This is a genomic window from Roseateles sp. PN1 (genome assembly GCF_038419725.1).
GTDB lineage: Bacteria > Pseudomonadota > Gammaproteobacteria > Burkholderiales > Burkholderiaceae_C > Paucibacter_A.
Genome location: NZ_JBCARA010000005.1, coordinates 1 through 12,319, shown reverse-complemented (window position 1 = coordinate 12,319; position 12,319 = coordinate 1). Strand labels below are relative to the sequence as shown.

Annotated in this window: 9 protein-coding genes; 4 read left to right on the top strand and 5 right to left on the bottom strand. The window is 64.6% G+C overall.

Going from position 1 to position 12,319, the window contains the following annotated elements; genetic code table 11:
- Positions 1 to 510 precede the first annotated feature (510 nt).
- A complete protein-coding gene (gene glpK / locus AABB87_RS09335) occupies positions 511 to 2,007 on the bottom strand; it encodes a glycerol kinase GlpK (RefSeq protein WP_341970979.1) in 1,497 nt (498 codons plus the stop codon).
- A 36-nt stretch (positions 2,008 to 2,043) separates the two neighbouring features.
- On the opposite strand from glpK, the gene glpD reads away from it, so the two are divergent.
- Together glpD and AABB87_RS09325 are read left to right on the top strand one after the other, a co-directional pair.
- A complete protein-coding gene (glpD, locus tag AABB87_RS09330) occupies positions 2,044 to 3,621 on the top strand; it encodes a glycerol-3-phosphate dehydrogenase (RefSeq protein WP_341970978.1) in 1,578 nt (525 codons plus the stop codon).
- A 220-nt stretch (positions 3,622 to 3,841) separates the two neighbouring features.
- Positions 3,842 to 5,887 carry a TonB-dependent receptor plug domain-containing protein gene (locus tag AABB87_RS09325; protein WP_341970977.1) on the top strand — a complete coding sequence of 682 codons (2,046 nt, stop codon included), beginning with the start codon at positions 3,842 to 3,844 and terminating at the stop codon, positions 5,885 to 5,887.
- A gap of 28 nt (positions 5,888 to 5,915) precedes the next feature.
- On the opposite strand, the gene AABB87_RS09320 is transcribed toward AABB87_RS09325, so the two are convergent.
- Complete coding sequence (locus tag AABB87_RS09320; protein ID WP_341970976.1) at positions 5,916 to 6,449, bottom strand: hypothetical protein; 534 nt, start codon at positions 6,447 to 6,449, stop codon at positions 5,916 to 5,918.
- A gap of 156 nt (positions 6,450 to 6,605) precedes the next feature.
- On the opposite strand from AABB87_RS09320, the gene AABB87_RS09315 reads away from it, so the two are divergent.
- Both AABB87_RS09315 and AABB87_RS09310 read left to right on the top strand, forming a co-directional pair.
- Positions 6,606 to 7,682 carry a patatin-like phospholipase family protein gene (locus tag AABB87_RS09315; RefSeq protein ID WP_341970975.1) on the top strand — a complete coding sequence of 359 codons (1,077 nt, stop codon included), beginning with the start codon at positions 6,606 to 6,608 and terminating at the stop codon, positions 7,680 to 7,682.
- 82 nt (positions 7,683 to 7,764) lie between these two features.
- On the top strand, positions 7,765 to 8,721 hold the full coding sequence (locus AABB87_RS09310; RefSeq protein WP_341970974.1) for an RDD family protein: 957 nt from the start codon (positions 7,765 to 7,767) through the stop codon (positions 8,719 to 8,721).
- A 681-nt stretch (positions 8,722 to 9,402) separates the two neighbouring features.
- Here the strand turns inward: AABB87_RS09310 and AABB87_RS09305 are convergent.
- The 3 genes from AABB87_RS09305 to AABB87_RS09295 form a co-directional block, all read right to left on the bottom strand.
- Complete coding sequence (locus AABB87_RS09305; protein WP_058721704.1) at positions 9,403 to 10,200, bottom strand: MetQ/NlpA family ABC transporter substrate-binding protein; 798 nt, start codon at positions 10,198 to 10,200, stop codon at positions 9,403 to 9,405.
- 114 nt (positions 10,201 to 10,314) lie between these two features.
- Positions 10,315 to 10,980 carry a methionine ABC transporter permease gene (locus tag AABB87_RS09300; RefSeq protein WP_341970973.1) on the bottom strand — a complete coding sequence of 222 codons (666 nt, stop codon included), beginning with the start codon at positions 10,978 to 10,980 and terminating at the stop codon, positions 10,315 to 10,317.
- Positions 10,981 to 11,013: 33 nt separating this feature from the next.
- Entirely contained in the window at positions 11,014 to 12,042 is a 1,029-nt protein-coding gene (locus tag AABB87_RS09295; RefSeq protein WP_341970972.1) for a methionine ABC transporter ATP-binding protein, read from the bottom strand.
- Positions 12,043 to 12,319 lie beyond the last annotated feature (277 nt).

The window sequence follows — 12,319 nt, the reverse complement described above, 5'->3', positions numbered from 1 at the left end:
TGGTCAACGGTGTTGAGTTGGGCTGGCGATGTCGCGTTGACCGCCGCCCAGGAGTATCCGGACCGTAAAGTTCGGTCCTTGATTCTTCACTCGGGCTCCACCAAACAAGCACAGGGATAAACCCTTCGAGTTGTCTTTTCGCATCGAGGGTCTGTCCGCCAGAGAGGGGACATGCCGGCCATGGTTGAAGGACTTTTCCGGCTGCCAAGAACCTTCCGCCTTGCATGTCATGGGCCGTGCGCCACTGCCTATTGCCCACATGCACCTGCCGCTCCAAAGGCACACCCGCGCTCAGCGTGGAGCGCTCGGTTTGGCTTGGCTAGGAATCGCCTTCGGGCCATTCGATCAACAGTCACACGGGTGCACGCATCTCGGTGCGCTGATCGTCCCCATGCGCTTGCATCGCTTCATTGGCTGATGGGGCGCACTCGACGTGATTTAGAGATCAAGCTCCAATCCTGACCCGCCGCTGGGCAAGCGGCGGGGGTCTTTTTTGGGGGGGACGTGGGTTCAGCTGGCGCAGACCTGGCGCACCGCGCGCTCCCAGTTGGCCATCAGCTCTTGCGCTTGCTCGCGCCCCATGGCGGGCTGGAATACCCGCTCGGCGCGCCAATTGCCCGCCAGGTCAGACAAGCCGCCGTAGACCCCGCAGCTCAGGCCCGCCAGATAGGCCGCGCCCAAGGCTGTGGTTTCGATCACCTGGGGCCGAACCACCGGAATGCCCAGCAGATCGGCCTGGAACTGCATCAGCAAATCGTTGGCGCAAGCGCCGCCGTCCACCCGCAGCTCTGACACTGCCATGCCCCCCTTGGCCACCGCGTCGCGGCTCATGGCTTGCAGCAGCGCGGCGCTTTGGAAGGCAATGCTTTCCAGCGCCGCGCGGGCGATATGGGCGCTGGTGCTGCCGCGTGTCAGGCCCAGGATGGCACCGCGCGCATCGGCGTTCCAGTACGGCGCGCCCAGGCCAGTGAAGGCGGGCACAAACATCACGCCGCCGCTGTCGGGCACGCTGGCGGCCAGGGCCTGCACCGCGCCGCTGGACTCAATCACCTGCAAGCCGTCACGCAGCCACTGCACCACCGCGCCGCCGATGAAGACGCTGCCCTCCAGTGCGTAGCGCGGCTTGGCGTCAATCTGGGCCGCACTGGTACTGATCAGGCCATTGGCCGAGGTCTGGAATTGCCCGCCGGTGTGCATCAGCATGAAGCAGCCGGTGCCGTAGGTGTTCTTGGCCATGCCGGCTTCAAAACACGCCTGGCCGAACAGGGCACTTTGCTGATCGCCGGCCACGCCGCCGATGGCAATCTCGCCGCCCAAATGCGCTGCGGCCACCTGGCCGTAGTGGTGGGAGGAGGGGTGCACCGCCGGCAGCACCTCGCGCGGGATGTCCAGCAGGCGCAGCAGCTCATCGTCCCAATCATTGCGGTGCACATTGAAGAGCATGGTGCGCGAGGCATTGGTGACGTCGGTGGCGTGCACGCGGCCTTCGGTCAGGCGCCACAGCAGCCAGCTGTCGATGGTGCCGAAGGCCAACTCGCCGCGCGCGGCCTGCTCGCGTGCGCCGGGCACATGGTCCAGCAGCCATTTCAGCTTGCTGCCGGAGAAGTAGGCGTCGATCACCAGGCCGGTCTTTTCTTGCACCACGGGGGTCAGGCCTTGCGCGCGCAAGTCGGCGCACAGCGCGGCGGTGCGGCGGTCTTGCCAGACGATGGCCGGGTGCAGGGGCAGGCCGGTTTGGCGGTTCCACAGCACGGTGGTTTCGCGCTGATTGGTCAGGCCCAGGGCGCTGATGTCGGCGGCCACCAGGCCGGCCTTGGCCAGGGCCTCGCGTGCGGTGGCGAGCTGGCTGTCCCAGATCTCCATGGCGTCATGCTCGACCCAGCCGGGCTGGGGGAAGTGCTGGCGGAATTCGCGCTGCGCCTGCGCCTTGATCTGCCCCTGCGCGTCAAAAACAATCGCGCGTGAGCTGGAAGTCCCTTGATCGAGTGCGAGCAGAAAAGTGGTCATGAGGAAGGGCGCAACCGTAGGCGCTAGGATGGCGTGATGAATGATTTTGACGTATTGGTGGTGGGTGGTGGTATCAACGGCGTGGGTATTGCACGCGATCTCGCCGGGCGCGGCTGGCGGGTGCTGCTGGCCGAGGCGCAGGACTTCGCCTCGCACACCTCTTCTTCGTCCACCAAGCTGATCCACGGCGGCCTGCGCTACTTGGAGTACTACGAGTTTTCGCTGGTGCGCAAGGCCTTGCAAGAGCGCGAGGTGCTGCTCAAAAGCGCCCCCCACATCATGCATGCCCTGCGCTTTGTGATGCCGCATGACGCGGCCATGCGCCCGGCCTGGATGATTCGCATGGGCCTGTTCCTCTACGACCACCTGGCGCGGCGCGAGTGGCTGCCCGGCTCCAGCGGCGTCAATCTGCGGCGCAGCAAATTGGGCACGCCGCTGAAGACCCAGTACCGGCGCGGCTTTGTCTATTCCGACGGCTGGGTGGACGACGCCCGGCTGGTCATCCTCAACGCCATGGACGCGCGCGACAAAGGCGCTGAGTTGCTCAGCCGCAGCCCGGTGACGTCCGTGCAGCGCGGGCCCCAAGGCTGGACGGCACGCATCCAAACCCCGCAGGGCGAACGCGTGGTGCAAGCGCGTGCCCTGGTCAACGCGGCCGGCCCCTGGGCTGAACGCTTTTTGCGCGAAGTGGCCCTGCCGGCCGCGGGCGAACCCCTGGCCACCAAGAGCCTGCGCCTGGTCAAGGGCAGCCATATCGTGGTCAAGCGCTGCTTCGAGCATGACCATGCCTACATCTTTCAGAACCCCGATAGGCGCATCGTCTTTGCGATTCCCTACGAGGGCGACTTCACCCTGATCGGCACCACCGATGTGGAGGTGCCCGGCAGCACCCTGGACGGCTTCGCCAAGGCGCAGATCGAGGACGCTGAGGTGGCGTATTTGTGCGAGCAAGCCAGCCGTTACTTCACCAAGCCGGTCACGCAGGCCGATGTGGTGTGGACTTATGCCGGCGTGCGCCCGCTGCTGGATGATGCCTCGGGCGACCCATCCGCCGTGACGCGCGACTATCTGCTGGAAACCCATCGCGACGGCGCGCCCCTGCTGACCGTGTGGGGCGGCAAGATCACCACCTTCCGCAAGCTGGCGGAGGACGCGGCCGATCTGGTCGGCAAGATGCTGGGTGGCGCGCCGCGCCCCGCTTGGACCGAGCAGGCCTTTTTGCCCGGCGGTGATTTCTCGGAATGGATCTCGCGCCAGCAGATCAAACCGCAAACGCCCAGCCCGCGCCTGGACCCCAAGCTGGAGTACGAGGCCTTGGTGGCCGCACTGCGCCTGCGCCATGCCTATCTGCCAGTGGCGCAGGCGCGGCGCCTGGCGCGTGCTTACGGTGCGCGCCTGACGCAGTTGCTGGGCTCGGCGACCCAGCTCAGCGACCTGGGCGCGGAAGTGGCGCCGGGCCTGTTCGAGGCCGAGCTGCGCTATCTGCAGCAGCATGAGTGGGCCAGCTGCGCCGACGATGTGCTGTGGCGCCGCAGCAAGCTGGGCCTGCACTACACGCCGGCGCAGCGTGAGCAGGTGGCGGCCTGGTTCACCGCCCAAGCCCCGGCGGCCTGAGGGTTAAAAAGGCGCGCTGACTTCGCAGCAGCAATACCAGCCAGGCAGCTGGCGCTGCTGCTGATGAAAGCCCAGGCAAACGCCCCCTGGCGGTGCAGCCTGCGCTACCTCGGCCAAGGGCTTTGCGCGGCGGCTTCTCCGCAGGGAGACTGCGCCGCGTTGCACTTTGTTGCAGCCCCAGACCATGCGGGAGGCATGGCTGCAAGCCCCGAGAGTTGTCATGAAAATTCGCGCCCATCGAACCCGCCCCTGCCTGGCGCCCGCCTTGTTGCTGGCCTTGCTGCAGGCCGCCCATGCTGAGCCGGCCGCCGAGCCTGCTGCCGAACGCAGCGCAGAACGTGCATCAGAAGGCAATGCCGAAAAGCTCGCGCCGGTCACCGTCAGCGCCGCCCGCCCGCAGGCCAGCAAGCAGGTGCTGACGCGGGAAGAACTCAGCAAGCTGCCCGGCGGCGGCAACGATCCGATGCGGGCCATGCAGACCTTGCCCGGCGTGGTGGCCACCAGCGATGGCAATGCCGCGCCGGCCATTCGTGGCTCGCGCCCCGGCGACAACAGCTACTACATCGACTTTCTGCCGGTGGGCTATGTCTTCCACCTCGGCGGCTTTGTCAGCACCGTGCATGCCGATCTGGTGCAGCAGTTCGACCTCTACACCGGCGCCTTCGGCCCCGAGTACGACGATGTGCATGGCGGCATCGTTGATGTGCAGCTGCGCAAGCCGCGAACGGACAAATTCGGCGGCAGCATCAGCACCAGTCTGACCGGTGCCGACCTGCTGCTTGAAGGCCCGGTCAATGACACGCAGAGCTTCTATTTCGCCGCCAAGCGCAGCTATTTCGACCTCTTCATTCGCGGCAAGAAAACCGATGAAGAAAGCGGCCTGATCTACGCCGCACCCAAGTACCACGACTACCAGGGCCGCTACCTCTGGAAGCTCAACCCCGACAACGAGCTGAGCTTCTACGTCCTGGGCGCGGCGGACGAAATCAACTACTCGGTGCCGGCCGACACGCGGCTGGGCCAGCAGCAGCCGGCGCTGGTGGGCGACTCTTCCGCCAAGTACGGCAGCAATACCCAGGCCCTGGTGTGGGACAGCCGCATCAGCCCGCAAATCAGCAACAAGCTGGCCGTGGGCCATTGGTCTTCCAGCAACCGCAGCAAGGCTGGGTTGGCGGCCGATGTGGACATCAAGACCGAGAACCTCTTTGTGCGCGAGCAGCTGCGCTTGCGCGTGGCCGAGGATCATGAGCTGACCCTGGGGGCGATTCTGTTCTCGCAAAAATACCAGCTGGGCCTGGACATGCTGGATGCGCGCTGCACCGAGTTCGACCCCAACTGCGACATCAGCAGTGGCCAGCGCGTCAAGCTGCAAGAAAAGCTGACCGTCAACTACGTCAATCTCTATGCCAAGGACCGCTGGCAGATCAGCCCCGACTTGGCCGCCACCCTGGGTGTTCATTTCACCCGTGACGGCTATCTCAAGCAGAACTATGCGGAACCGCGCTTGGGCCTGGAATGGCGTGCAATGAAGAACACGACGCTGACCTTGGCTTTGGGCAAACACAATCAGTTCCCGGATGGCTCGCAGGTCCTGCCCGGCATCGGCAACCCCAAGCTGGAACATGTGCGGGCCAAGGCGGCGGTTGTAGGCGTCAATCAGCGCCTGCCCGAGGGCTGGTCCGTCAAGGCCGAGGCCTATGTCAAGAAGCTCAACGGCTTTGGCATCAGCGACCCCGCGCTGAACTACATCAACGGCGGCAGCGGTGATGCCACCGGCCTGGAGTTGTTCGTCAAGAAGGACGCGATCAACAACAGCAAGTTCTCCGGCTGGGCCTCGGTGAGCCTGTCACGCTCGCAGCGTAAGAACGATTTGACCGGCCAGCAGTTCCGCTTCGAATACGACCAGCCGGTGGTGGTCAATCTGGTAGGCCAGTACAAATACTCCGACAGCTGGCAGTTCGGCGCTAAGTGGAGTTATCACAGCGGCAATCGAACCACCCCGGTGGTGGGCAGCCGCACGGGTGCCGGCGGCCGCATCCTGCCGGTCTACGGCGAGATCAACTCCGAGCGCCTGCCGGCCTATCACCGCCTGGATCTGCGCGCCGACTGGATCGTCACGCCGCGCCTGAGCTACTCCTTCGAGCTGATCAATGCCTACGGTCACGAGAATGTGGAGGGCTATCAGTACTCGGCCGACTACAAGACGCGCAAGAAGGAAGTGGGCTTCGGCCTGATGCCCAATGTGGGGCTGAACTACAAGTTCTGAACGCGAGAGGCATTCAGCGCAGCCCAGCTCAATCCCTGAACGGCCGGGTCGGGAACACCATGCTCTGGCTGGTGCGCAGCACCGTGCCGTTCTGGAAATGCACATTGAAACGCATGGGGTAGCCCGTTTGGTCGGGTTCGATATTCCAGTCCCACACATCCTCATTGCTATTGCTGAAGTAGACGCGGCTGCGCTCGCGGCCGAGGATGCGGCTGACTTGCTCGGGCTTCATGCCCATCTCAATGCGGGCGCGCTGCGGCGGCGACAAGCCGTCCAGCACGCTCAGCACCTTGTCGTTCGCATCCACGGTAATCATCATGCAGCGGGTGCCGAAGGGCTGCTGCGGGTACTCCAGCGTTTGCGTGCCATCGGCATTGGGCCAGACCCGGCCCGGTTGGCCCTGTGCCGCGCGCAGCTGGGCGCCGGTGCTGAGGCCCGGCTGCACGCCGCTGAAATTGCCGGGTAGCTGGGCGCAGGCGCTGAGCAGCCCGGTCAACAGGGCAGCCCGCAGCAGGGCCGAGGCAGGGCGGGCATTGCGTTGGGTGTGAGCTTGGGCGTTCATGGCGGGCCTTCGCAGTGGCTGAGGGAATGAATACTGCTGTCATTCTGAAGCATGCGGCGTGCTCGCGCACTGCCGTGTGTCACCCCGCAAAGGGTCACACAAATGCAGGCTTGCGGGCATACTCGAATGCATCATCGACGGCCCCCGGGAGTCTTCATGCCACGCAGCAGCCCCGTCACGCGCAAGTCCACAGCCACGGTCATGGCCAAGCCCAAAGCGATCAATCTCGCCCTGCAAGGCGGCGGCTCGCATGGCGCTTTCACCTGGGGCGTGCTGGATGCTTTGCTGGCGGATGGCGGCTTGCACATCGATGCCGTCAGCGCCACCAGCGCCGGCAGCCTCAACGCCGTGGCCCTGGCGGATGGCCTGCGGCGTGGCGGCCCGGATGGTGCGCGCCAGGCCCTGCATGAATTGTGGTCAGCCGTGGCCCAGGCCGGGCGCGTCAATCCGCTGCTGCCGGCGCCTTGGCTGGAGACCTTTATGCATGGCCTGTCCCATGCGCTGCCGCCCGAATGGTCGCCGCTGCAGATGTGGGCCTCGGCCATGACGCAGCTGCTCTCGCCCTACCAATTCAACCCGCTCAATATCAACCCCTTGCGCGCCATTGTGCAAAGCCAGTTCGACTTTGAGGTCTTGCAGCAGGACGCGCCCTTCAAGCTCTTTCTCAGCGCCACCAATGTCGAGACCGGCAAGATCCGCGTCTTCACCGGCAGCGGCATCACCCCCGACGCGGTGCTGGCCAGCGCCTGCCTGCCCACGCTGTTCCAGGCGGTGGAGATCGAGGGTGAGTTTTTCTGGGACGGCGGCTTCATGGGCAACCCGGCCATCTTCCCGTTGATCTATGCCGATGTGGCGGCCGATGTGCTGATCGTGCACGTCAACCCGGTGCTGCGCAAAGGCGTGCCGCGCAGCGCGGCCGAGATTGCCAACCGGGTCAATGAGATCAGCTTCAACTCCTCGCTGATGCGCGAGATGCGCGCCATCGCCTTCGTCACCGGCCTGATCGACCGTGGCCGGCTCGACCCGCATGACGCCCGCCGCATGCGCATCCACTCCATCCGCTGTGATGCGCTGATGGCCGCCCAAGGCGTCACCACCAAGATGGACACCGACTGGGCCTTTCTGTGCCGCCTGCGGGATGCCGGCCGGGCGCAAGCGCAAGCCTGGCTGGCCCAGCATCTGAACGAGGTGGGCCAGCAGTCCAGCGTGGACATCCGCGCTGAGTTTCTCTAGGGTTTTCTAGCTGGCGGTGACAGCGCGGCGCAGTGCGTGCAATGCGCTACGCTTGCGCCAAATTTCAAAGCCAGCACCTGCCGTGAACACAGCGCCCCCCGCCTCTGAATCCTTGCCCGCCGCCTTCGACGCGCGTGCCTGGGTCACGCCCGAAGACCTGAATGTGACTCCCAGCCTGCTGGGCCTGCCCTTGGCCACGCCCAAACAGCGCGCTTTGGCCATGGGCATTGATCTGGCCGTGCTGGTGCCCTTTTCCAATCTGGGCAATTTCTTTTTGCTGATGGCGATCGGCGCGGGCTTTTTGCTGCTTCTGCGGCACCGCGCCGCGCAGGCGAATCCCGCAGCGCCGAAGCGGCGGTCAGTGGGCTTGTGGATCTTGCTGGCCATCAGCTTGAGCCTGGGCCTGCCGCAAGCCTGGGACGATTTGCATGAACCCGAGCCGGTCAAGTACGGCAAAGCGCTGCCAGGTGCGAGCGGCGGCGATGAGAGCGAAGACGCGCCGGCCAGTGGCGCTCAAGTTGCTGCCACTGAGGGGAGCGCTGATTCGGCAACGCCGGGTGCTTCAGTTCCTGGTTCACTCGCGGCTTCGGCTCCAGCGCTGATGGCGCAGCAGCAAGAGCAACAGAAGCAAGCCGAGCGCATCGCCCGCCTGGAGGCGCAGGTCAAGGCCCAGCAAGCGGAGATCCAAGCACATCACTTTGACCCGCGCGCCGAGTTCAAGCGCATCATCAACGAGGTGGGTCTGAGCTACTTCTGGGCGCTGCTGTACTTCTCCATCCTGCCGGTCTTGTGGCCCGGTCAGACCCTGGGCAAGAAGTTGCTGGGCCTGAAGGTGGTGGAGCTGACCGGCAAGACGCTGACGCCGATGATTTGCTTCAAGCGCTACGGGGGCTACGCCGCCGGTATGGCGACGGGCATGACCGGTTTTGTTCAGCTGTTCTGGGACAGCAATCGCCAGGCGATTCAGGACAAGACGGCGCACACGGTGGTGATTGATGCGCGGAGCAGCAAGCGGTTGGCGTTGCCTCAGGTGGCTTGAGGCTTGGTTGACTTAGAGCGGTTTAGCATTCGGCTTGAAGTCGGGCGAGGTGCTTGGTCGAAGGGTGGTGCCGGGAATTCGCCCCGGCAGGCGACTCACTTTTCTTGCTTCGCCAAGAAAAGTAAGCAAAAGAAGGCGACCCGACGCCTGGCCCCTTCGGGGTTCGTTGCGGTGCTCAGGTCCCTTGGGCCGCGCAGAACTCGCTTCGTTCGCTGTGCTCACTCCGCTCAAACAGCTGCGCGAAGTCAGTCGACGAAGTCGCTCCGCGACGCCCAAGGAACCTTCCGCTCCTCACCCAGGCTCAACGGGACTGAATACAGTCACGCCTCGCTACGCATCGGCTTGAGGGGCGCGCGCTAAACGCGCTGCGCCGATGGCTACGGCTACGGATTTGGCTTGGATTCCGACCGAGGCGACGCGCAGCGAGCCGTGTGGGGCTCCCCGTGTTGCCTGGGCGAGGCCCGGCGAAGCCGAGCACCGCAGCGGACCCCGCAGGGGCCAGGCATTCGGGGCGGCTTCTTTGCCTTCTTTCTTGGGCGCCCAAGAAAGAAGGTCGCCCGCCGGGGCGAAATCCCGGCTGGGCCTTGGCACTAGCTCGACTTACGCGAATAGCCCGCAACCCAAGCTTCGAGCAAATCGCCGGATCGACTAGCGACCCACTACTGCTTCAACACTTCAAACTCAGAACGCCGGCACCACCGCGCCCTTGTACTTCGTCTCAATGAACTTCTTCACCTCGGCCGATTGCAAGGCAGCGGCCAGCTTCTTGATGCTGTCGCTGTTTTGCTTCTCAGCACGCGTCACCAAGACATTGGCGTAAGGCGACTGTGCGCCCTCAATCGCCAGGGCGTCCTTGGCCGGGGTCAGCTTGGCTTCCAAAGCGTAGTTGGTGTTGATCAGGGCCAAGTCCACCTGGGGCAGGATGCGGGGCAGGGTGGCGGCTTCGATCTCGCGGAACTTCAGCTTCTTGCTGTTCTCCACGATGTCCTTGGGCGTGGCCAGAATGTTGTTGATGTCCTTCAGCTTGATCACGCCGGCACGCGCCAGCAGCACCAGGGCGCGGCCGCCGTTGGTCGGGTCATTGGGCAGGGCCACGGTGGCGCCCACGGGCAAATCGGCCAGGCTCTTGTGTTTGGTCGAGTAGGCGCCGAAAGGCTCTACATGCACGGCAGCCACGGGCACCAAGTTCGTGCCCTTGCCCTTGTTGAACTCGGCCAGATAAGGCTTGTGCTGGAAGAAGTTGGCGTCCAGGCGCTTCTCGGCCACTTGCACATTGGGCTGCACATAGTCGGTGAAGACCTTGATCTCCAGCTCCACGCCTTGCTGGGCCAGGCCGGGCTTGACGAACTCCAGCAGCTCCGCATGCGGCACGGCGGTGGCGGCGATGCTCAGCTTCTCGGCCCAGGCGCTGGCGCCCACGCTCAAGAGGGCGGCGCTCAGAACGGCGGTGAGCAGGGTCGATGGGGTCTTGCGCTTCATGTTGGTGTTCCCTTTGGATGTGGGTGAGAGAAAGGAAAAGAAGGAAAAGGAAAAAATGAGCTTGTGGCTCGGTGGAAATTGAATGCTTGGTGTGAAACAGATTGGCCAATCAGCTCAACGGCGATTCAGCCGCCTAACCGCCCAATCCCCCAGCATCTGCAGCAGCTGCACCAGGACCAAGAGCAGGGCCACGGTGACCAGCATCACCTCGGTCTGGAAGCGTTGGTAGCCGAAGCGAATCGCCAGGTCGCCCAGGCCGCCGCCGCCGATCACGCCTGACATGGCGGTGTAGCCCACCAGGGTGATGGCTGTGACGGTCAGCGCCGACAAAATGCCGGGCAGGGCTTCGGGCAAAAGCGCTTGGGTGACGATCTGGCGCGGGCTGGCGCCCATGGCAAGGCCGGCTTCGACAATGCCGCGATCCACCCCGCGCAAAGCGGCTTCCACCAAGCGGGCGAAGAAGGGCGTGGCCCCCACCACCAGCGGCGGAATGGCCCCGGCCACGCCCAGCGAGGTGCCCGTCACCAGCAAGGTAAAAGGGATCAGCAAAATCAGCAGAATCACAAAGGGCAGCGAGCGCAGAACGTTCACCACCAGCGAGAGCAGGCCGTAGGCGCGCGGCGAGTCCAGCAACTGGCCGCGGTCCAGCAAGAACAGCAGCACGCCCAGGGGCAGGCCCAGCAGGGCGGTGAAGAGCAGGGCGCCGCCCAGCATCAGCAAGGTGTCGACGCTGGCCGTGCCGATTTCGGCCCAGTCCATGGTCAGCAGAATTTCGGTCATGGTTCTTACTTCTTCTTATTGTTGTCAGGGCAATCAGCGCAGCACTTCAACGCGCACACCGCGCTCGGCCAGCAGCGCTTGCGCGCCGGCGAGGTCACCGCCCGTGACGGCAATCGTCAGCTGACCGTAGGGCGTACTTTTGATGCGGTCGATGCGGCCATGCAAGATGCCAAAGTCGATGCCGCTGCGCCGCGCCACCTCGCCCAGCAAGGGCTCGTAGGTGCGCTCGCCCTGGAAGGTCAGGCGCAGCAGGCTGCCTGGCACATGGGCGTAGTCTTCGTTCAGCTCGTTCTCGTCGATCTTTTCCGCTTCCTGCACAAAGCGGCGCGTCACCGCATGCTGGGGGTGCAAGAAGACCTCGGCCACCGGGCCAATCTCCACCACCCGCCCGGCCTCCAGCACCGCCACCCGGTCGCAGATGCGGCGCACCACATCCATCTCGTGGGTGATCAGCACAATGGCCAGGCCCAGCTCGCGGTTCAGCTGGGCCAGCAGGTCCAGGATGGCGCGGGTGGTTTGCGGGTCCAGCGCGCTGGTGGCTTCGTCGCACAGCAGCAGCTCCGGGCCGGTGGCCAGGGCGCGGGCAATGCCCACGCGTTGCTTTTGTCCGCCCGAGAGCTGGGCCGGATATTTGTGGCCTTGGTCGGCTAGGCCCACGCGGGCCAGCAGTTCCGCCACACGCGGGGCGATCTGCTCGGCCGGCCAGTGGGCAATGCGCAGCGGCCAGGCGATGTTCTCGGCCACGGTGCGCGAGCCCAGCAAATTGAAGTGCTGAAAAATCATGCCGATGCGCTGGCGGGCGCTGCGCAGCTGCGCGTCGTCCAGGCTCAGCAGGTCTTGGCCGGCAACGCGCACGCTGCCGCTGTCGGGCCGCTCCAGCAGATTGAGCACGCGCAGCAAGGTGGATTTGCCCGCGCCCGAGTGGCCGATGATGCCGAACACTTCGCCCGCTTTGACGCTGAGGCTGATGCCGTCCAGCGCGGTGACGACTTGTTTTGCATTGCTGTCGCCGCCTTTTTTGTTGGCGCCGAAGCTTTTATGAATGTCTTGGAGTTCGATCACGGGGGGATGAGTGGGCGTTCAGGTGGGTGGGGCGCCCGACCTTTTTGGGCTAAGGCCGCCATCCTAGTGAAAACCCTCGATTCCCCAAGAATTCATTGGTAATAAGCAAATTCTGGGCGATTGGTGGTGGTGCTTGAGCTTGCTGCGGTGAGGTGGTGCTGGCTCGAAGGCCCAGCCGGGAATTCGCCCCGGCAGGCGACTCACTTTTCTTGCTTCGCCAAGAAAAGTAAGCAAAAGAAGGCGACCCGACGCCTGGCCCCTTCGGGGTTCGTTGCGG

What these genes read in the sequence shown, in the direction of transcription:
- glpK (WP_341970979.1), bottom strand. Translation starts at nt 2,007, where the DNA reads ATGACCACTTTTCTGCTCGCACTCGATCAAGGGACTTCCAGCTCACGC.
- glpD (WP_341970978.1), top strand. Translation starts at nt 2,044, where the DNA reads ATGAATGATTTTGACGTATTGGTGGTGGGTGGTGGTATCAACGGCGTG.
- AABB87_RS09325 (WP_341970977.1), top strand. Translation starts at nt 3,842, where the DNA reads ATGAAAATTCGCGCCCATCGAACCCGCCCCTGCCTGGCGCCCGCCTTG.
- AABB87_RS09320 (WP_341970976.1), bottom strand. Translation starts at nt 6,449, where the DNA reads ATGAACGCCCAAGCTCACACCCAACGCAATGCCCGCCCTGCCTCGGCC.
- AABB87_RS09315 (WP_341970975.1), top strand. Translation starts at nt 6,606, where the DNA reads ATGCCACGCAGCAGCCCCGTCACGCGCAAGTCCACAGCCACGGTCATG.
- AABB87_RS09305 (WP_058721704.1), bottom strand. Translation starts at nt 10,200, where the DNA reads ATGAAGCGCAAGACCCCATCGACCCTGCTCACCGCCGTTCTGAGCGCC.
- AABB87_RS09300 (WP_341970973.1), bottom strand. Translation starts at nt 10,980, where the DNA reads ATGACCGAAATTCTGCTGACCATGGACTGGGCCGAAATCGGCACGGCC.